Consider the following 20,521-nt stretch of genomic DNA (forward strand, 5'->3'; position numbering starts at 1 on the left):
TGGTCGTTTGGGTGAGCACTATAGGTAGGTGCGCCGATGATGGAAAGCCCGCTCGTTAGGCGGACAGGGCGTTGCCACGATACGCCAGTGCTTGAGAAAAACAAACGGATTGATGGCCTTATTCTCGTTATAATTTTGCATTAATCTCAAAATAAGAGCTTTTGTTTGTAAAAAGTACTTGAGTGGAGGGTTCTTCTATGTGATAAATCTCAGCCACTGCAAACGCTCGATCAAGAGGGCTGGAAATGAATGGTGCGCAACTGATAGTGAAAGCGGCGGTGGCGAGCGGTATCGAATACTGCTTCGCCAATCCCGGAACGACTGAAATTCCCCTGGTGGCAGCCATGGCCAGTGCGCCAGCCCTCAAGCCGGTGTTGTCCTTGTTCGAAGGGGTGTGCACCGGTGCTGCGGACGGCTATGGCCGGATTGCCGGCAAGCCGGCGATGACCCTGACTCACCTGGGGCCAGGCTTTGCCAATGGCATTGCCAACCTGCACAACGCGCGTCGCGCCAACACCCCGATTGTCAACGTCATCGGTGATCACGCGTCCTGGCACGTCAATTACGATCCGCCGTTGGCCAGTGATATCCAGGCGTTGGCCGGCAGCGTTTCCAAGTGGGTACGTACCTCGCGCACGGCATCGGGGGTTGGTGAAGATTTCCAGGAGGCGGTGCGTGCCGCCTGGCAGGCCAACGGCCAGATCGCCAGCCTGATTCTGCCGATGGACCTGCAAGCCAACACGGTGCAGCACGAGAAAGCCTTCACCGCATTGCAGGCCCCGGTTCGGCGTTTTGCCGGTGACCGGATCGAGGCGGTCGCCCAGGCACTGCGTGATGGTCGGCGCCTGGTGTTTATCGTCGGCGACCAAGGCTTGTCGGTCGCCGGGCTCGAAGCGGCGGGGCGCCTGGCGCAACTGCCGGGCGTGCGCCTGTTCGCCGAAACCTTTCCGCGCCTGAGTTATCGCGGCGGTGGTTTGCCTGACCTGGATCGCCTGCCGTACTTCCCCGAAGTCGCCATTGAGATCCTTGACCAGTACGACGCGGTGGTGTGCGCCGGCGTGCCGGAGCCGATCAGTTATTTCGGCTACGAAGGCATCGCTTCTCGCCTGGCCGAACGTGAACGCCTGCTCTGCCTGGCGGAAGTAGGGGACGATGTTGCCGGCGCGCTCACTGCGCTGGCCGATGCCCTTGAAGCGCCGGCTTATGTGCCAACGCCAACCGGCATCGAGCTGCCGCCAAGCGAAGCTACGTTGACCCCGCAGTCCGTGGGTCAGGTGTTGGCTGCGTCGCTGCCGGACGACTGCATCGTTTCGGTGGAAGGCGGGACGTGCGGCTATCCATTCTTCACCGCTTCGGCCCATGCCGCACGGCATCGGGTCTTGACCAACACCGGTGGGGCCATCGGACAGGGCATCCCGGTGGGCTTTGGCGCCGCCATGGCCGAGCGCGGCAACCGCGTGTTCTGCCTGCAATCGGACGGCAGCGCCCAGTACACCATCCAGACCTTGTGGAGCATCGCCCGCGAGCAACTGCCGGTGGTGATCCTGATCGCGGCCAACCATCGCTACGCCATTTTGCAGAACGAGCTGCGCCGCTTCGGCATGACCGACCTGGGCCCCGAGGCCCTGAGCCTGACGGTGCTGGATCGTCCACGGATCGATTGGAAGGCCTTGGCCAAGGGTTACGGCTTGCCGGCCAGCACCGTGCACACCAACGGTGAGTTGCAGCGCGCCCTGGCCAACGCCAAGGCCGATGGCGGCCCTTGCCTGATTGAAATGGCACTGTGAAGGAGCGGATATGAACCCGATTCAATTGTTACCTGCCGTCGAGAAGTTCCTGTCGCAACCGGGTCGGCTGTTTATCGGTGGCACTTGGCAGGACGCCGCCAACGGCCGGCGGTTTGCCGTGGAAAACCCGGCCACTGAGCACACCCTGGCGCAAGTCGCCGAAGGTGGCGAGCGCGACGTCGATGCCGCCGTCGCTGCCGCCCGCGCGGCCTTCACCGGGCCCTGGGCGCAGCACTCACCGGCCCAGCGCGGGTTGTTGCTGTTTCGCCTGGCGGAACTGCTCGACCAGCATCGCGAAGAGCTGGCGCAACTGATCACCCTGGAAAACGGCAAGCCGATCGGCGCGGCCCGGGGCGAAGCGGCCAGTGCGGCCAATATCATTCGTTATTTCGCTGGCTGGCCGACCAAGATCGAAGGCAGCACGCTGCCGGTATCGCCCTCCAGCGGCGCACCGATGCTCAACTACACCTTGCGCGAGCCGGTGGGCGTCTGCGCCTTGATCGTGCCATGGAACTTCCCGCTGACCATGTGCGTGTGGAAGCTTGGCCCGGCGCTGGCGACCGGTTGCGTCGCGGTGCTCAAACCCGCCGAGCAGACGCCCCTGGTTGCGATTCGCCTGGTGCAGTTGATCGAGGCCGCCGGTTTCCCGGCTGGGGTGGTCAATCTGCTCACCGGTCTTGGTGCGCATACCGGCGCACCGCTGGCCCAGCACCCGGACGTGGACAAGATCGCCTTCACCGGTTCGACCCAGGTAGGGCGGCTGATCGCCCAGGCGGCCACCGGCAACATGAAGAAGGTCTCGTTGGAGCTGGGTGGCAAGTCCCCCAACATCATCCTGCCGGACGCCGACATCGTCCGTGCCGCCAAGGGTGCCGCCGACGGTATTTTCTACAACCAGGGGCAGGTCTGCACCGCCGGATCGCGTCTCTACGTGCACGCCAGCGTCCTCGATCAGGTGCTTGAGGAACTCCAGCGCCACGCGGCCGCCCATGTGTTGGGGCCAGGCCTGGATCCGGCCAACAGCATGGGTCCGCTGGTCTCGGCCCGGCAATTGGGCACGGTGCGTGGCTACCTGCAACGGGGCCAGGAAGAAGGCGCCGAGCTGATCTGCGGCGGTGACCGGCCGGCCCACCTGGAGCGCGGCCACTTCATCCGGCCCAGCGTGTTTCTCGACCGCGCCGAGCGCGCCTGTGTCGCCCGGGAAGAAATCTTCGGCCCGGTGCTGACCGTCATGAGCTGGACCGAGATCGATGAACTGGTGCTGCGCGCCAACGACTCGCCCTATGGCCTGGCCGCCGGTCTCTGGACCCGTGACTTGCGTTCCGCCCATCGCGTGGCCGCTCAGTTGAAGGCCGGCTCGGTGTGGATCAACTGCTGGAACGTCGTCGACCCGGCCTCGCCATTTGGTGGTTACAAGCAATCCGGCTGGGGCCGGGAAATGAGTAAGAACGTGATCGATGCCTACACCGAAACCAAAAGTGTCTTCGTCGATCTCGCCTGAGCCGAACAATCACAAGAGGAACTGCTATGGATCTGGAATTACAAGGCCGCGTGGCGATCGTCACCGGCGGTGGCATGGGCATCGGCAAGGAAGTCGCGCGCTTTCTGTCCCAGGAAGGTTGCAAGGTGGTGATCTGCGCGCGGCGCATGGAGTTTCTCCAGCAAGCCGCCGAGGAAATCACCGCAGAGACCGGCAACGAGGTGCTGCCGCTGTTCTGTGACACCAACCAGATGTCGGCGGTGTCCGACATGGTCGAGGCGGCCCACAAGCACTTTGGTCGCATCGACATCCTGGTCAACGGCGCCGCGGCACCGTCCGGTGTGGTGCGCAACGACATCGAGCATGCCGGCGACGATGAATTGCTCTCGGACCTCAACACCAAGGTGATCGGCTATTTCCGTTGCGCCAAGGCCGTGACCCCGCACATGAAGGCCGGTGGCTTCGGTCGCATCATCAACATTGGTGGCCTGACCGGGCGGGGCAGCAAGGTCCTCTCGGGCATGCGCAACCTGGCCATCGCCCACATGACCAAGACCCTTTCCGACCAACTGGGCCCCTGCGGCATCACCGTCAACCTGATCCACCCCGGCGTGGTCGACACCCCGCACATCCAGGAGCTCTACGAGCGCGAAGGGATCAAGCAGGGCAAGACGCCCGAGCAGGTGGAGCAGGGCTACATCGACGCGACGCCGATCCGGCGCACGCTGGCACCCATCGAAATGGGCTGGCTGATCGGTTTCCTCGCATCCCCCAAGGCCGGTGCGGTGACCGGGGAATCGATTGGCATCGACGGCGGCTTGACCCGCGGCATCTTCATTTGAGGAGCAGCAGTGATGAGTAACGGAACCCTTTTGGTCGCCACCGTAGGGCAAGCGGTGATCCGCAGCGCCGACGATGGCCGTACCTGGCACCGCCTGGGCTTGGGCCAGGACCTGGAATTCGACGCGATCACCCGCTCCCTGAGTTTCCATCCGGGGACACCTGAGGTGATTTATGCCGGCACCGACGTCGGCCTGTGCATCAGCCGTGATACCGGCGGCCATTGGCAGCGGGTGGATTCGCCATTCAACGGCCAGACCGTCTGGAAGGTGGCCGTGGACCCGCAAGATGCACAGCGCATTTTTGTCGGCACCGGTGCGCCGTCGCGCGCCGTGCTGTGGCGCACCCTCGACGGTGGTCAGCACTGGGAACGTGCCCCGGTTGAGATCCCGGAGTTCTGCGACGGCGTCAGTCGTCCGCGCTTGCTGGCCTTCGCCTACGACCCGACGGATCGCAACCAGCTCTGGTTCGGCCTGGAAGAGGGCGGGTTGTTCCACAGCCGTGACGGTGGCGATAGCTGGACCCGTGTCGATGACCGCTTGCTGTGGGACTACAACTCGGACGTGCACAACATTGTGGTCCTGCCCAACCATGGGCAAAAGGTCATCGTCGTGGTCTGTGTCAACGCCGTTTACCGCAGCCTCGACGAGGGACAGACCTGGACCGGCATCGTCGCCCGGGAAACCTTCGGCCTGTACTACGTGCGCGCCATGAATGCCGCGTTGGGCAGCGAGGATACGCTCTACCTGAGCATCTCCGACGGCACCCCGGGCACCACCAGCAAGGTACTGGTGTCCCGGGATGCCGCCCTCAGTTGGGAAGTGTTGCCACTGCCGCAACAGCCCAACTCCTGTGTCTGGGCGATTGCCTTGAACCCCGCCGACCCTCGCCAGATTGTCGCCGGCACCAAGTACGGGCATCTGTTCACCTCCGAGAACGGCGGTGACGGCTGGCAGAAGCAGTGGCGTGAATTCAGTGAAATCGCTGATGTGCTCTGGACGCCCGCCGTGGCGCAAATCAAGTCCGGGCATCAATCCATCATCAAGAAGAACTGAGGTATCGCGCGATGAAAGTCGAAGTCGTTCGTACTCACCTGTCGCTATCCGTGAGCGACCCTGAAGTGTCGGCGCGTTGGTACGCCGACGTGCTGGGCATGCATGAAAGCGCCCGGGGTGAAAGCTGGATCATGATGGCCTTCGGTGCCAAGCACCACGACATCGCGTTGCTGCGCGCGGCACCCGGGGCCCACCAGGGCGGCCTGGGGCTGCAGCACTACGGGCTGGAGATCGCGGGCGACATGACCACTCTGCGCAAGCTCTACGGCATGTTGCTGAAGAAGGGCGTCGAGGTGGTGAAGATCACCGACCACGAGATCGGTAACGGCGTGTATTTCAACGACCCCGATGGCAATCGCCTGGAATTCTTTCTCGAGTCCGAACACGACGATGCACGCGGCAAGGCCCGCTTCAAGGCCGCTGGAGCCCCCAGCCGGCATTTCGATCTCGACCCACTTTGAAAGAGACTGCTCTTATGAAAACCGCAAATTTCGCCAGTTACCACATCCGCAAATGGTACAGCTTCGTCGAGGAAACCCTGGCCAACGAAACGGGCCAGTTGGCCGACGGTGAACCGCTGTTCAAGTACGCGATTGGCGCGGTGATCGCCAACCCTTATGCCGGCCGTTTCAGTGAAAGCCTGGCCGAGCTGATAGAGCCGTCACCTTTGCTGGGCCAGGAGTTTGGTCGGCGCATCCGGGTAATGGCTGGCCAGCGCGAGATCGTCAGTTACGGCAAGGCGTGCCTGGTGGGCAGCCAAGGCGAGTACGAACATGGCAATGCCTTGCTGACCAACCCGGCGGCGGATCCGATCCGCGTCGCGTTGGGCGGCGGCAAATCCTGGGTGCCTTCCACGGGCAAGCGTGGCGGGCCTGGCGTGACCATCGATGTGCCGCTGGCCCACAAGGATGCGCTGTATGTCCGTTCGCACTACGACAGCATTTCGCTGTCGTTCGGCGATGGTCCAGCAGCCGACGAGTTGGTCATCATCTGGGCCTTCGCCACGCGTGGGCGCTTGCATGCGCGCCTGGGTGGTCTCCAGGCTGCCGACGTCAAGGGCAATGACGGCCTGTATTGAGGTACGGATCGTGGGAAGCGAACGAATGTCTGCAAACAGCCAGTTCTTCACCAATCGATCAGGGCTGCGCCTGCATTATCTGTCCTGGGGCAATCCGTCGGGCATCGCGGTGGTGCTGCTCCACGGGTTGCGCTCCTATGCCCAGACCTGGGATGGCCTGGCCAATGCATTGGGCGAGCGGTACTGCTGCTACGCCCTTGACCAGCGTGGTCGTGGCTACAGTGACTGGGCGGATGCCGCCAGTTATCGGACCGAGGCCTATGTCAACGATCTTGAAGATCTGGTGGTGCATCTGGAGCTGCGGCGTTTCGTCCTGGTGGGACATTCTCTCGGTGGCACCAATGCACTGGAGTATGCGCGGCTCAATCCGGGACGACTGCAAGCGTTGGTGATCGAGGACATCGGCCCTGGTTCTTCGGTCAGCGGTGACGGCGCCGAGCGGATTCGGCGCGAGATGAGCCAGACACCGTTGTTGTTTCCTGACTGGGAGAGCGCCGCCCAGTTCTGGCTGCAAGCGCGACCTGGCCTCTCTCAGGAGGGGCTGGCTTCCAGGTTGATGTATTCCATGAAGGAAACCCTGGCTGGCATCGAATGGCGTCACGACCAGCAAGGTATTGCCCAGGCGCGCCTGAGTATTACCCCGACCGACCTGTGGCCGGCGGTACGGGCGCTGGATTGCCCGACGCTGTTCATTCGTGGCGCCCGTTCCGATTTCCTGCCCTTGGCGACCCTCGAGTCGATCAAGCAGGCCAATAAGTGGGTGCGCACAGAGGAAATCGCCGACGCCAGCCATTACGTCCATGATGACCAAAGCGCAATGTTCAACCTTGTCGTCATGGACTATTTGTATGACCAATGCCTACAACCACAACAACAAAGCGGTGAATAGCGATGAAGCAGGAGAAAACCCAGGTTGTCATCGTGGGCGGCGGCCCGAACGGGATCACGGCCGCTCATTACATGGGGCTGTACGGTATCGACTGCATCGTCCTCGAATTGGCTGACGGCGTGCTGCCGTATCCCCGCGCGGTGGGCATGGATGACGAGGCGCTGCGGGTGTTGCAGGGCATCGGCATCGCTGAACTGGCGGCGCGCGACATGATCTGCAACGTGCCCCTGCGTTACTACAATGCGCGAGGCGTGTGTTTTGCCGAGGTCAAGCCGAGCACGGCAAACTATGGCTGGCCGATGCGCAACATCTTCATGCAACAGTTGCTTGAAACGACCTTGCGCGAGCAGTTGGGCAAGCACGCCAGTGTCGCGTTGCGCCAGGGCCATGAAATGCTCGATCTGGAGCAGGATGCCGAGGGCGTGACCTTGCAGGTGCGCGATGCCCAGGGCGAGCTCTATCAATTGCAGGCGCAGTACGTGATCGGCGCCGATGGCGGACGTTCCAGCGTACGCAAGAAACTCGGTATCGAGTTGCTGGGGCTGACCCACCCGCGCAAATGGGTGGTGATCGACACGGCCAACGACTCCCTGGATGCACCGTACACCGCCCTGCATGCCGACCCTCAGCGACCCTTCGTCTGCATCTACCTGCCGTATCAGCAGCGGCGCTGGGAGTTCATGCTCCTGGAGGGCGAAGATGAGACCCGGATGTGCGAAGAGGCGACGATCCGGGACTTGATCCGTGGGCATATCGGCGATGCGGTCGACCAACTGGAAATCATCCGGATCCGCGCTTATACCCATAACTCCCGGGTCGCGGCGCGCTTTGTCCAGGGCCGGGTGGCACTGGTGGGGGATGCGGCGCATATTTCCCCGCCCTGGGCCGGGCAGGGGCTCAATTCAGGCCTGCGTGATGTCGCCAACGTCAGCTGGAAGCTCGCCGCGATCCTCCAAGGGCGGGCGTCGCCGGCGATTCTTGCCAGTTACGACCAGGAGCGCCGTGGGCATGCGACCGATCTCATCGCGTTGGCCGACAACATGGGCGCTGTCCTGGGGCTGACCAACCCGTTGATGGCCGGTGTGCGGGACTGGTTGTTCCAGGCCGTCAACAGCGTCGACAACCTGCGCTCGCACTTGCTGGAATTCAAGTTCAAACCCAAGGCAACCATCACCAAAGGCCTGGTTCATCACGAGCGCGCCGAGCTGCATGAGGATGATCTGGTTGGGCAGTTGTTCATCCAGCCGTCTGTCGAAGATGCCCAGGGCCAGCGCCGGCGCCTGGACGAGGTGCTGGGGCATTCCTATGCAGTGCTGGGGTATCGGGTCAATCCGAGCGAACAGCTCAGCGAGCAAACCGCCGCCTGGTGGGCGCGCTGGGAGACGCGTTTCATCCAGATCAATCGCTCGCGCAGTGGCGTGGGGCGTAACCAACCCTTGTCCGCCAGCGGCGCCATTTGCGTCGAGGACGTCGATAACCGCTTGGGCGAATGGTTTGCCAAGGTGCGTGACTGCGTTGTGGTGGTGCGACCGGATCGGTTCGTTGCCGCGATCACCACACCCGAGCGGCTCGAAGGCGTGTTGCGCAAATTGGCGGAGCAGCTCTCATGAGGCGTGAAGACGATCTTCTGGTCCGGCTTCAGGATGCCGCGCAGGCCGTACACGCCTTGCCTTCGCTGGCGCCTCAGGCCGTCGCCCTGCAGGAGGGCTACACCTTGCAACGCGAGGCGCTGCGTCGGCGCCAGACCGCTGGTGAGCGGTTGACCGGGTGGAAAGTGGCCTTCGCCAGCCGCGCCGCCCAGGACCGTTTCGGTATTGATGAACCGGTATTGGGCGCGCTGACCGATGCCATGGCTGTGGAACCCGGCAGCACGGTGACCCTGGCACGGCTGATCCAGCCCAAGCTGGAAATCGAGCTGGCGTTTGTCCTGGGGCGCACGCTGGTGCCGGGTTTCTACAGCGACGAGGACATCTTCGCTGCCATCTCCGAGGTCGCACCGGCATTCGAAATTGCCGATTGTCGCTGGCAGGACTGGCGTTTCGGCGTCGGCGCGTTTCTTGCCGACAATGCCGCGGCGGGGCTGTATTGCCTCGGGGCGAGGGTGGGGTTCGATCCGGATCGACTGCCCGAAGTGAACTATCGCCTGGTGCATGACGGCGTGCCCTGCGGTGAAGGTAACGTCCTGGCGCGCGAGGACACCCCTCTGGCGAATCTGTGTTGGCTGGTCCGGCGGTTGCTGGCCGACGGGCAGCGCGTTGAAGCGGGGCAGGTGGTGCTGTCCGGGGCGTTGTTGGCGCCGATGGACGTCAGGGCAGGCGAATATCGTTTGCACATGCTTGGCACGGAACTGGCTTTGGTTTTCCGACAATAAACACTGTTCACCGTAGGAGCTGCCGAAGGCTGCGATCTTTTGATCTTTTGATCTTTCGCTTGAGATTTAAGTGTCTGGGGAAAGATCGCAGCCTCGTTGCACTCGACAGCTCCTACACAGCGTCCGACACAGCATCGGCACAGCGTCTGGCACAGCTTCTATACAGCACCGGGCAATAAGCGCAGCACCACCGAGGAACAATGATCATGTTCGCCGAAGTCCGTACCTTCAATGATCCTCAGCAACACGCCGGTTCGATCCTGGGCTGGCAACAGGTCTATGACCAACTCGGGCGTGGCTGCCTTTCCAGCGAACTGCGGCAGGTGTGCGCCGAGCGTTTCCAGATCTTCCAGGAGGTGCTGGATAAACGGGTGGTGCAGCGCGGTAGCGCGCCCAAAGGGCGCTTGTGCATTGCCATGTCGCTGGGCGGTGCGCCGGTGGTCCAGGGGCACCAAGTGGGCGCTCACAGTGTCGTGCTGTTGCGCGATGGCGAGGACTTCGTCTTGCACGCCCCGGAAGGCATGCACTTCTTTGCGGCCAATGTCGACACGGTGCGGTTCGCCAAGCTGGCGGCCTACGAACTGTCGAGCGAACAGCTCAAGCGCTTGAAAAGCGTGTCCCAGGTCAGCGTGGATGAGGCGGTGCTGCGCCGGGTGCAGCAAAGGATCCACCCACTGTTTCGTCACCTTTTGGAACAGGCGGACGCGGTCAATCCCGCCGCGGAAAAAATCCTCGAAGACGTCCTGCTCAACGCCTTTCTCGACCTGTTCAGTCACGCTTCGGACGAGGTGCGTGGCCGGCGCGGCAATTTTGCCGTCAGTGCCTATCTGGTCAAACGTTGCCAGGAGCTGGTCGTCGCCAGCGCCGATGTGCCCTTGAGCATCCTCGATTTGTGCGAACAATTGCGGGTCAGCCGCAGGACTCTGCAGAACAGTTTCCAGGCGGTCACCGGGATGCGTCCGGTGGAGTACCTGCGCAACCTGCGGCTCAATGCCGTGCGTCGGCGTTTGATCACGACCCGTGCGGCGGCACTGAACGTCAGTGAAATCGCCGTGGCGGTGGGTTTTTTCCACCTGAGTCATTTCGCGGCCCATTACCGGGCGCTGTTTGGCGAGTCACCCTCGGATACGCCCAGGGCACCGGCATGATGGACTCCAAATGGACAGGCGAAATCTGTGGCGAGGGGATTTATCCCCGCTGGGCTGCACAGCAGCCCCAAAAGCACTGAACTCAATCTTCCTGGCACACCGAGTTGCCTGGTTCGGGGGCCGCTTCGCAGCCCAGCGGGGATAAATCCCCTCGCCACAATTCATCTAGCCAGCCTTAAGTGAACGGTATTCGCGATGTTACCGAAGCGCCATCTTGCACCCCTAAAAGGCAGCCACTGAGCTATTTGGTAGCACACCTGGGCGATCCAGGTCTTCAGGCTGGCAGTCGTTTTTCCAAGTAAATTACTTAAAATCAATTACTTGCACAGTGATGCGTGAGGTTGGCACGCATTCTGCTTTTTTGAATCCATGGATAATTGGATACAAAAATGCAGAGGGTGCTGCCATGCAATTTGCCCCGACTTACGTTGAACGCCCACCGATGACTGCCGAGGAGGAGGCCTACAACTTCCTGCTCGATGCGATTTGTGGCGGTCGGTTACGCAAAGGCGACCGGCTGATTGCCGAGGACATCGCCAACGAGATCGGCATGAGCCGGATGCCGGTGCGCGAAGCCTTTCGCCGTCTGGATGCCCAAGGCCTGGTGACCCTGCGACCCAATCGCGGGGCGATTGTCAGCGGCCTGGACATCGATGAGTTGCACGAAGTCTTCGAGATGCGCAGCGCCCTGGAAGGCCTGGCCGTCCGTGTCGCGACAGCCAGGATTGGCGAGCGCCAGTTGGCTGCCTTGGAGCGACTGCTGGACGAGATGGACGATTACCGCGAGGAAAGCGCCGAGTGGGTCAGCCGCCATCGCGCGTTCCATGAATACCTGTGCAGCCTCAGCGGTCGCCCGCGATTGCTCAAGCAGATCAGCGCGCTCTATTCCCTGATCGAAGCGCCCATGCGCCTGTGGTTGCAGCACGTGGAAAAGCCCCTGAGTGCGCGCCAGGAGCACATGCTGATTCTCGACGCCCTGCGTGCGGGCGATGCCGACAAGGCCGAGGCGGTGGTGCGTGCGCACATCGAAGGCACCGTTCCTGAATTGATCGAGTTCCTGCAATCAAAAAAATAACGAGAGCAGGTTTCGAATCTGCCCGTGTTCTGACTTTGAGTACTGCCCGTTACTTACTGAACTGGAGTGTCTGGTCATGCATAAGCCTCGCCTGTTGGTTGCCGCTTTATCCTTGGGTTTCTGTGCGCAGTGGGCGGTTGCCGCGCCCGTTGTCCCGGAGCGTTTGCTCAAGGTCGATAAACTCGTCTACTGCTCGGGCATGGATTCGCCGCCGCTGGTGTCCTTTGATGAGGCGCAGAAACCCAAGGGACTGACCGTGGACCTGGGGCTGGAAATCGCCAAGCGCCTGGGCGACAAGAAGGTGGAGTGGCGGGTCATTCCCTTTTCCGGATTGCTCCCCGCGTTGCTGGCCCGCCAGTGCGACATGATCGTCGACCAGTTGTTTGATAAACCCGAGCGCCGCGAGGTGATCGACATCGTCAACTACATGTATTCCAGCCAGGCGGTGGTGGTGCCCAAGGGCAATCCAAAGGGCCTCAAGACACTGCCGGATCTCTCCGGAGACAAGGTCGCGGTGCTCAACGGTTCCACCATCAAGACCCTGCTCGACGCCGAGAACGAGACCCTGGCCAAGGCCGGCAAGCCGCCTATGAAACTGGTGGTCTACAACACCGACACCGATGCCTTCCAGGCCCTGCGCATCAGCCAGGTCGACGCCTACGGCACCACCGTGGAAACCGCCGGTTACTACGCCACCATGGCGCCCGATCTGTTCGAGGAGGGCGTGCCAGCCTTCAGCCGGATTCTCACCGGCCTGGGCATTCGCAAGGACGATCCGCAACTGACCGCCGCCGTGCAGCAGATCATCGGCGATATGCGCAGCGATGGCAGCTACAGCCAACTGCTGGGCAAATGGCATGTCGCCAGTGACACACTCGATTGAGGTGAACCGTTGATGAATTTCAATTGGGATGTGTTCTGGCAGTACCTGTTGCAGCCCAGTGGGGTGTACCTCACCGGGCTCTGGTTGACTTGCCTGATCAGTGTGCTGGCGATGTTGCTGGGCTGTGCCCTCGGGCTGGCCGCCGCGCTGTTGCGGTTGTCGAAGAACCCGTTGCTGCATTTGCCAGTGCGTTTTTACGTGTGGCTGATGCGCGGTACACCGTTGCTGGTGCAGATCGTCTTTCTCTACACCGCACTGGCCGCCGGCGGGATTTTCCGCTTCGAAGACATCGACCTGTTCGGCCTGGTGATCCCCGGCAATATCCAGGCGGCGATCATTGCCCTGGGCCTCAACGAGGGGGCCTACATGGCCGAGATCATCCGCGCCGGCATCGGTGCGGTGGACAAGGGCCAATACGAGGCCGGGCGCTCGCTGGGCATGACCTCCGCCAAACTGATGCGCCGCATTGTGCTGCCCCAGGCGTTCCGGGTCATCGTTCCGCCGCTGGGCAACGAGTTCAACGTGATGCTCAAGAACACCACGCTGGTCAGCGTGATCGGCGTACAGGAATTGTTGCTCAGTACCCAGATGGTCACGTCGGCGACGTTCCGGGTGTTCGAGCTGTACCTGGTGGTGGCGATCTATTTCCTGTTGCTGACCACGTTGTGGGGCTTTTTCCAGCGCTGGCTGGAGGCCCGTTTCGGCCAGTCGGACCGGCCCTCGTCACCGCCGCCGGCGTCGATGCGGATGTTCGGTCGCAGCACCCTGAACCTGCTGAGGGCACGTTAACCATGGCGCATAAAAGCGAAGAGCTGATCATCGAGGCGCTGGACGTTCACAAATCCTTCGGCGAGCTGCAGATTCTCAAGGGCATCTCCCTGCAAGTGCGGCGCGGCGAAGTGGTGGTGCTGATCGGCGCTTCGGGCTCCGGCAAGACCACCTTCATCCGCTGCATCAACCTGCTGGAGGACATCCAGGGCGGGCGGATCCGCGTCAACGGCCGGGCCATGGGCTATCGCGAACGGGCCGACGGCAGCCTGGTGCGTGAGTCGGAGCGCAACATCGCCCGGCAGCGGCGGGACATCGGCATGGTCTTCCAGCGCTTCAACCTGTTCCCCCACATGACCGCCCTGGAGAACATTATCGAGGCGCCGATCCAGGTGCTTGGCGTGACTCGCACCGCAGCGTTGGAGCAGGCCCGCGGCCTGCTGGAACGGGTCGGCCTGGCGGACAAGGCCGATCACTACCCGTCGATGCTCTCCGGCGGCCAGCAACAACGGGTGGCGATTGCCCGGGCCCTGGCCATGAAACCCCAGGCCATGCTGTTCGACGAACCCACCAGCGCCCTCGACCCGGAGACTGTCGGCGAGGTGTTGCAAGTGATGAAGGAGTTGGCCGAGGAGGGGATGACCATGGTCGTGGTGACCCATGAAATGGGCTTTGCCCGGGAAGTGGCCGACCGTGTGGTGGTCCTGGACCAGGGCGAGCTCATCGAGCAGGGGCCGCCGGAGCAGATTTTCTGTCACCCCATTCATCCCCGTACCCGGGCTTTTCTCAGTCGCGTGTTATGACCTTTCCCGGCCACTGAATTCCTGTATCGAAGAGCCTTCACCATGCTGAAATTTTCTGCCCACGAATACCCTTATCCGTCGCAACGCCAGAGCGTTTTCGCCCGTCGGGGCATGGTCGCCGCGTCCCAACCCCTGGCTGCCCAGGCGGGCATCGAGATCATGCAAAAGGGCGGCAATGCCATCGACGCCGCCATCGCCACGGCAGCCGCACTTACGGTGGTGGAACCCACTGGCTGTGGCATCGGCGGTGATGCCTTCGCGCTGGTCTGGTGCAAGGGCCAGTTGCACGGCCTCAACGGCAACGGCCATGCACCGGCCGCCTTGAGCATCGAGGCGGTCAAGGCCGCCGGCCACGAGCAGATGCCGCTCTATGGCTGGACACCGGTGACTGTCCCGGGCTGCCCGTCGGCCTGGGCCGAGTTGTCCCGACGCTTTGGCAAGCTGCCCTTTGCCGAGCTGCTGCAACCGGCCATCAGCCTGGCGCGGGACGGCTTTGCGCTGTCGCCGGTGGTTGCCCATCAATGGCAGGTCGCGGTGAACGAGTTCACACCCCATCGCGATGCCGTCCTCGAAACTTGGTTCGACACCTTCCTGATCGAAGGCCGGGCGCCACGGGCCGGGGAGGTTTTTCGCAACCCGGCCCAGGCGCGCACCCTCCAGGAGTTGGCCGACACCCGCTGCGAGAGCCTCTATCGCGGCGCGTTGGCCGAGCGCCTGGACGCCCATTCCCGGGCCAGCGGCGGCTATCTGCGGGCCTCGGACCTCAAGGATTATCGCGCCCAGTGGGTGGACCCCATCCACGTCAATTACCGAGGCGTGGATGTCTGGGAAATCCCGCCGAGCGGGCAGGGCCTGGTGGCCTTGATGGCGTTGAAGATTCTGGAAGGCTTCGACTTCGATCACCGTGACAGCCAACAGACCTGGCATCGCCAACTGGAAGCGATGAAGTTGGCCTACAGCGACGGCCTGCACTACATCACCGATCCTTTGCACATGCGCGTGGCGGTGGCTGACCTGCTCAGCGATGACTACAGTGCTCACCGTCGTCGAAAAATCGGCGAACAGGCCCAACCGCCTGCGCCCGGCGACCCCCACGCCAGCGGCACGGTGTACCTGGCGACCGCGGATGGGGAGGGCAATATGGTCTCGTTCATCCAGAGCAACTACCACGGGTTCGGCTCCGGCGTGGTGCTGCCCGACAGCGGTATTGCCCTGCAGAACCGCGGGCAGGAATTCAGCCTCGATCCGACCCACGCCAACTGCCTGGCCCCAGGCAAGAAAACCTTCCACACCATCATTCCCGGTTTCCTCACCCGCAATGGCGAGGCCCTCGGTCCCTTCGGCGTGATGGGCGGCTACATGCAGCCCCAGGGGCATGTGCAGATGGTCATGAACCTGGTGGATTTCGGCCTGAACCCGCAAGCGGCACTGGATGCACCGCGCTGGCAATGGCTGGGGGAAATGAAGGTCGGGATCGAGCACGGGGCCTCACGGGACCTGGCCAATGCCCTGGCGCGAAGGGGGCATGAGGTTCAGATCGCCAGTGACCTGACCGACTATGGCCGCGGCCAGATCATCCTGCGCGACCCGGTCAGCGGTGTGCTGTGCGGTGGTACCGAACCCCGGGCGGATTCGCATATTGCTGTTTGGTGATGAGCGGTTTCATTCAGCGGCCACTCCTGGGTGGATCTTGATGACGACCTTGCCCTTCGATCGTCCTTGTTCGACATAGCTCAGGGCATCGGCTGTTGCGTCGAAGGGGAAGGATCGGTCAAGCACCGGCTTGATGCTGCCGGATTCGACGAGCGTGCTGATCTCACGCAGTTGAGCGCCGCTGGCACGCATGAACACGAAGGCGTAGCTCACACCTTTTCGGCGGGCCTTGCGGCGTATACCGCTGCTCAACAGGCCCATTATCAGTCTCAGCACCCAGGAAAATCCCTGGGCCCGGGCGAACTGCGGGGTGGGTGGTCCCGAGATGGAAATGAGCTGGCCGCCGGGTTTGAGGATCTTCAGCGATTTCTCCAATTCATCGGCGCCGAGGCTGTGCAACACGACGTCATAGTCCTGCAGAACGTTGGCGAAGTCCTGTTGCTTGTAATCGATGACAACGTCCGCGCCCAGGGCTTTGACCCACGCCACATTGGCGGTGCTGGTGCTGGTCGCAACGAAGGCGCCGAGGTGCTTGGCAAGCTGGATGGCGAGGGTGCCGACGCCACCTGAACCGGCCTGGATGAAGACTTTTTGGCCTTGCTTCAGTCGGGCGGTTTCAATCAGTACCTGCCAGGCGGTCAGGGCGACCAAGGGCAGGGCGGCGGCGTCTTCCATGCTGATGTTTGCCGGTTTCACGGCCAGGGCATTTTCGTTCACTGATATCTGCTCGGCGAAGGTGCCGATGTACCCATCCGGGGCGCGGGCATAGACTTCATCGCCCGGCTTGAATTGCTCGACACGGGATCCCACGCGGACCACGACCCCCGCCACGTCATGCCCCAATACCAAGGGAAACGAGTAGGGCAGGATCAGTTTGAACTCGCCTTTGCGAATCTTTGAATCCAGGAGGTTGACGCTGGCGGCGTGCGCGCGGACCAGAACGTCGTGGTCAGCCACTTCAGGAGCCGGTACCTCGCCAATACGTCCAGCGTGCTTGCCGTAGCGGTCGATTAAAAATGCCTTCATGGTGCTTTGTTCTCATAAGGGGGCAACAGGCTGGTCAGGTGTCCAGAAATGCCAGCGCTGTCCTTCGCGCCGGCGCCCGCTAAACGATGATCACGCCGGGTCTTGATAGCGTTCGGCAACATGGGACTGCCGGATTTGTCCGAGCAGGCCTTGACGCGCAGCCTGCAAGGCATCCCAGCGTGCTTCTTCATGCAGGGGCGGGATGGTCACCGGCTCGCGACGATCAAAACCGACCAACGCGGCATCGACCAGGTCACCGACTTCCATGACTTCACTCAAGGTGTTGATATCGATGCCCGCGCGTTCCCAGATCTCGGTACGGGTGGCCGCTGGCAGGACGGCTTGCACGTAGACGCCTTTCGGGGAGAGTTCCAGGCTGAGGCCCTGGGAGAGAAACAATACGAACGCCTTGGTCGCGCCGTAGACCGACATACCGAACTCCGGTGCCAGGCCAACCACGGAGCCAATATTGATAATCGCGCCGTCACCCGCTTTGACCAGGCGTGGGGCGATGGCGCTGGCCAGCCGGACCAGCGCGGTGGTATTGAGCGCCACGAGGTGCGCGACGCTGTCGGTCGATTGTTCGATGAAGGTGCCGGATTGGGCGGCACCGGCGTTATTGACCAGGATGCCGATGTTGGCGTCATCGCGCAGCCGGGCTTCGACGGTTGTCAGGTCGCCGATCTGAGTCAGGTCGGCCTGGAGAATATCGACGGCAACGTTGTGTTCGCTGCGCAGCTTGGCGGCCAACGCTTCCAGGCGCACGCTGTCGCGGGCCACCAGGACAAGATCGTGTCCACGTTGCGCAAAGCGCTGGGCATAGACAGCACCAATGCCGGTGGAGGCGCCAGTGATGAGAACGGTTGTGCGAGTGTCCATGGGAAATTCTCTTCTTCAAGGTATTGATGAGCGAGTCGCGCGCTGTTGTTCAGGCGCGCAGTCGGGTCTGGCCGGTGTTACCGCGCGCTGGATTCAGCGAGCGTTGGATAATCGATGTAGCCCGTCGCACCACCACCGTAGAGGGTAGCGGGATTGAATGCCGACAAAGGCGAACCGGTTCTGAGCCGCTCCACCAGGTCCGGATTGCCGATGAACGGCCGGCCGAAGGCGATCAGGTCAGCCTTGTCTTCGACGAGTCGTGAGGTAGCCAGGTCCAGGTCGTAGCCGTTGTTGGCGATGTAGGTGTTTTTGAAGCGCTGGCGCAAGGCAGCAAAGTCGAAAGGCACAACGTCGCGCGGCCCACCGGTCGCGCCTTCGACCACATGCAGGTAAACGATGTCGAGGGCGTCGAGCTGGTCGACCAGGTAGTCGAACTGGGCCTGTGGCGCGCTGCTGGACACACCATTGGCCGGCGAGACCGGCGAGATGCGCAGGCCGGTGCGGTTGGCGCCGACTTCATCCACCACTGCCGCAGTCACTTCCAGCAGCAGGCGCGCACGATTTTCAATCGACCCGCCGTAGGCATCGGTGCGCACGTTGGCGCCGTCCTTGAGGAACTGGTCCAGCAGGTAGCCGTTCGCGCCGTGGATCTCTACGCCATCAAATCCCGCAGCAATGGCGTTCGCCGCCGCCTGGCGAAAGTCGTTGACGATCCCCGGCAACTCGCTGATGTCCAGCGCTCGCGGTTCGGAAACGTCCTCGAAACTGTTGTTGACGAATACCTTGGTCGCCGGACGCAAGGCGGAGGGGGCAACTGGCGCCGCGCCGTTCGCTTGCAGGTCGACGTGGGAAACGCGGCCGACATGCCACAGCTGCAGGAAAATCCGCCCGCCTTTGGCATGCACGGCCTCGGTGACCGTGCGCCAGCCGTCGATCTGCGCCCGGGTGTAGATCCCGGGTGTGTCCTGATAGCCCTGTCCTTGCTGGGAAATCTGTGACGCCTCGGAGATCAGCAGGCCGGCCGACGCTCGCTGGCTGTAGTAAGTGGCAGCGAACTCGCTCGGTACAAAACCTTGCCCCGCACGGTTACGTGTCAGCGGCGCCAGGACCACTCGGTTGGAAAGCGTGAGATCACCCAACGTGTAGGGCGTGAACAGGATCTGGTCGGTCATGGCGTCTTGTTTCCGTCGGTTTGGATAAAGGGAGCGCGTGCAGCCTGGCGAGGTGAGCACGGCTTTTCATTAGGATGATGATCGAAATCTAAACTGTCAACGAATTTGATTATGTTCGACATCTATGTATGATGTGAGCATGATTTTCGAGCAGCACGAGGGAGTAAAAAATGAGGGTGACCAAGGCCCAGGCCCAGGCAAATCGGGAGCACATCGTCGAGACGGCCTCTGTCTTGTTTCGCGAGCGAGGCTTTGACGGCGTGGGTGTGGCGGACCTGATGGCGGCCGCTGGCTTCACCCATGGCGGGTTCTACAAGCATTTCGGCTCCAAGGCCGACCTGATGGCCGAAGCAGCAGCGAGCAGCCTTGCGCAGTCGCTGACCGACAATGCGGGCATCGACGTGCCTGATTTCGTCGATCTTTACGTGTCCAGGGACCACCGTGACGGCCGGGGCGGCGGTTGCACCATGGCGGCACTGTGTGGCGACGCTGCCCGTCAATCGCCCGAACTGAAGGCCACCTTTGCCCGCGGCGTCGAAAACACCCTGGCCGCGCTTGAAAGCCGGTACGAGGCCGGGCAAGACGCGTCGCAGGAAGCACCGCAGGAAGCGATCAGGGCAAAAATGCTCGACATGTTGGCGCATGCCGTCGGGGCGATCATGTTGTCGCGGGCCTGCCCGGACGACTCCGTGCTGGCCGATGAAATCCTCGAGGTTTGCCGCGCCCGGATCATCGCGGCGCTGCCGCCGTCGCCCGCGAAACAGCCTGAGTGATCATAATGCTGTTCACTTAAGAAAAACGGTGCACCCGTGGCCAGCAATTGCTCCCGCTGGGCCGCGAAGCGGCCCTTTTTGTGAGCGCTTTGCACTCAAGCGGGAGCAAGCTCCTATCAAACAAAACGCAAGCACTTGATTTTCTATAACAAATTCCAGGTCAAGGCTGCACGGTAGCGAGAATGTTCAATTTCCACTGAAAATGTGGTTGCCCAGAATCTATGGCCAACTATCAGACCGCCTTCGCGAGCAGGCTCGCTCCCACAATTGGACCGGAGTACGACCGGAAGAGCCAGGTCGGCTATGAGGCCGCCTCGCGACGGACGTTGATCTCGGCGCCCCGTTAACTACGATGGCCGAACGCAGGCATTGCGTAGTGGGCAACCCGGCATGGATGCCGGGTTAGCCGCGCTGGGCCATGGATGGCCCTTCGCGGCGGCCCACGGAGCAATGCCGGAGTGAGGGCACACCGAGCCTAGGCGAGGTGCCGAGTGGTGGGGCAAAAGCGTTTTGCTTACTTTTGACTGGGCCGGCTCCCGGGCTTCTCAAAAGTGAGCCGCCGTCAGGGCGGAACCCTAAGTGGCCGTTACCGCAGCGATGGATATGTACTCGGCCATAATCCTGGCCAACTGTCAGACTGACTTCGTGCGCAAGCTCCTATTCAAAAACTCAGGTATCTGATCTTCTAAATAGATTCCAAGGCGCAGGCTACACAGTGGCGAAAGGGTTCACTCTCCTATACGTGGTCACAGCATGCTATGCCAACAACGACTCCACGCCGATACCGTGTGGGCCGCTCTCCCTCTCGGGTGCGAACACGCCAGTGATAACTGCGGCCTCT

At 62.2% G+C, this 20,521-nt stretch carries 19 protein-coding genes; 16 read left to right on the forward strand and 3 right to left on the reverse strand.

Annotated features, from left to right (window positions below; genetic code table 11):
- Positions 1 to 245: 245 nt before the first annotated feature.
- From AD662_RS12275 to AD662_RS12345, 15 genes are all read left to right on the forward strand, one after another.
- Positions 246 to 1,787: an acetolactate synthase large subunit gene (locus tag AD662_RS12275; RefSeq protein WP_053187581.1), complete on the forward strand. Its 1,542-nt coding sequence runs from the start codon at positions 246 to 248 to the stop codon at positions 1,785 to 1,787.
- Between the two features lie 10 nt (positions 1,788 to 1,797).
- Complete coding sequence (locus tag AD662_RS12280) at positions 1,798 to 3,288, forward strand: aldehyde dehydrogenase family protein (RefSeq protein ID WP_053187583.1); 1,491 nt, start codon at positions 1,798 to 1,800, stop codon at positions 3,286 to 3,288.
- 26 nt (positions 3,289 to 3,314) lie between these two features.
- Positions 3,315 to 4,109 (forward strand): SDR family NAD(P)-dependent oxidoreductase, encoded by a 795-nt coding sequence (locus AD662_RS12285; protein ID WP_018600550.1) that lies wholly within the window; start codon positions 3,315 to 3,317, stop codon positions 4,107 to 4,109.
- Between the two features lie 12 nt (positions 4,110 to 4,121).
- Positions 4,122 to 5,162 carry a VPS10 domain-containing protein gene (locus AD662_RS12290; protein WP_053179075.1) on the forward strand — a complete coding sequence of 347 codons (1,041 nt, stop codon included), beginning with the start codon at positions 4,122 to 4,124 and terminating at the stop codon, positions 5,160 to 5,162.
- Between the two features lie 11 nt (positions 5,163 to 5,173).
- A complete protein-coding gene (locus tag AD662_RS12295; RefSeq protein ID WP_003200799.1) occupies positions 5,174 to 5,623 on the forward strand; it encodes a VOC family protein in 450 nt (149 codons plus the stop codon).
- 14 nt (positions 5,624 to 5,637) lie between these two features.
- Positions 5,638 to 6,240: an amino acid synthesis family protein gene (locus tag AD662_RS12300; RefSeq protein ID WP_053179077.1), complete on the forward strand. Its 603-nt coding sequence runs from the start codon at positions 5,638 to 5,640 to the stop codon at positions 6,238 to 6,240.
- A gap of 25 nt (positions 6,241 to 6,265) precedes the next feature.
- Positions 6,266 to 7,129: an alpha/beta fold hydrolase gene (locus AD662_RS12305; protein ID WP_053187585.1), complete on the forward strand. Its 864-nt coding sequence runs from the start codon at positions 6,266 to 6,268 to the stop codon at positions 7,127 to 7,129.
- Positions 7,130 to 7,131: 2 nt separating this feature from the next.
- Positions 7,132 to 8,739, forward strand: a complete 1,608-nt coding sequence (locus AD662_RS12310) for a bifunctional 3-(3-hydroxy-phenyl)propionate/3-hydroxycinnamic acid hydroxylase (RefSeq protein WP_053187587.1) — start codon at positions 7,132 to 7,134, stop codon at positions 8,737 to 8,739.
- A complete protein-coding gene (locus AD662_RS12315; protein ID WP_053187589.1) occupies positions 8,736 to 9,500 on the forward strand; it encodes a 2-keto-4-pentenoate hydratase in 765 nt (254 codons plus the stop codon). Before AD662_RS12310 ends, AD662_RS12315 begins: the two co-directional genes overlap by 4 nt.
- A 206-nt stretch (positions 9,501 to 9,706) precedes the next feature.
- Entirely contained in the window at positions 9,707 to 10,648 is a 942-nt protein-coding gene (locus tag AD662_RS12320) for a helix-turn-helix domain-containing protein (protein ID WP_053187615.1), read from the forward strand.
- A gap of 406 nt (positions 10,649 to 11,054) precedes the next feature.
- Positions 11,055 to 11,723 carry a GntR family transcriptional regulator gene (locus AD662_RS12325; RefSeq protein ID WP_024616528.1) on the forward strand — a complete coding sequence of 223 codons (669 nt, stop codon included), beginning with the start codon at positions 11,055 to 11,057 and terminating at the stop codon, positions 11,721 to 11,723.
- Positions 11,724 to 11,799: 76 nt separating this feature from the next.
- Positions 11,800 to 12,606, forward strand: a complete 807-nt coding sequence (locus AD662_RS12330; protein ID WP_018600568.1) for an ABC transporter substrate-binding protein — start codon at positions 11,800 to 11,802, stop codon at positions 12,604 to 12,606.
- A 12-nt stretch (positions 12,607 to 12,618) separates the two neighbouring features.
- Entirely contained in the window at positions 12,619 to 13,395 is a 777-nt protein-coding gene (locus AD662_RS12335) for an amino acid ABC transporter permease (RefSeq protein ID WP_053187592.1), read from the forward strand.
- A 2-nt stretch (positions 13,396 to 13,397) separates the two neighbouring features.
- Positions 13,398 to 14,177 carry an amino acid ABC transporter ATP-binding protein gene (locus AD662_RS12340; RefSeq protein WP_003200817.1) on the forward strand — a complete coding sequence of 260 codons (780 nt, stop codon included), beginning with the start codon at positions 13,398 to 13,400 and terminating at the stop codon, positions 14,175 to 14,177.
- Positions 14,178 to 14,219: 42 nt separating this feature from the next.
- Positions 14,220 to 15,830, forward strand: a complete 1,611-nt coding sequence (locus AD662_RS12345; protein WP_053187595.1) for a gamma-glutamyltransferase family protein — start codon at positions 14,220 to 14,222, stop codon at positions 15,828 to 15,830.
- A gap of 9 nt (positions 15,831 to 15,839) precedes the next feature.
- Here AD662_RS12345 and AD662_RS12350 read toward each other — a convergent pair whose 3' ends face one another.
- From AD662_RS12350 to AD662_RS12360, 3 genes are all read right to left on the reverse strand, one after another.
- A complete protein-coding gene (locus AD662_RS12350; protein WP_053187598.1) occupies positions 15,840 to 16,856 on the reverse strand; it encodes an NADP-dependent oxidoreductase in 1,017 nt (338 codons plus the stop codon).
- A gap of 90 nt (positions 16,857 to 16,946) precedes the next feature.
- Positions 16,947 to 17,735, reverse strand: coding sequence for an SDR family NAD(P)-dependent oxidoreductase (locus AD662_RS12355; protein ID WP_018600584.1), 789 nt, complete (start codon positions 17,733 to 17,735; stop codon positions 16,947 to 16,949).
- Positions 17,736 to 17,812: 77 nt separating this feature from the next.
- Positions 17,813 to 18,907 (reverse strand): alkene reductase, encoded by a 1,095-nt coding sequence (locus tag AD662_RS12360; RefSeq protein WP_053187600.1) that lies wholly within the window; start codon positions 18,905 to 18,907, stop codon positions 17,813 to 17,815.
- A 170-nt stretch (positions 18,908 to 19,077) separates the two neighbouring features.
- Here AD662_RS12360 and AD662_RS12365 point away from each other — a divergent pair, with 170 nt between their 5' ends.
- Positions 19,078 to 19,680, forward strand: coding sequence for a TetR/AcrR family transcriptional regulator (locus AD662_RS12365; protein ID WP_053187603.1), 603 nt, complete (start codon positions 19,078 to 19,080; stop codon positions 19,678 to 19,680).
- The last annotated feature ends 841 nt before the right edge of the window (positions 19,681 to 20,521 follow it).

This window comes from Pseudomonas kilonensis, from assembly GCF_001269885.1.
Lineage (GTDB): Bacteria > Pseudomonadota > Gammaproteobacteria > Pseudomonadales > Pseudomonadaceae > Aquipseudomonas > Aquipseudomonas kilonensis.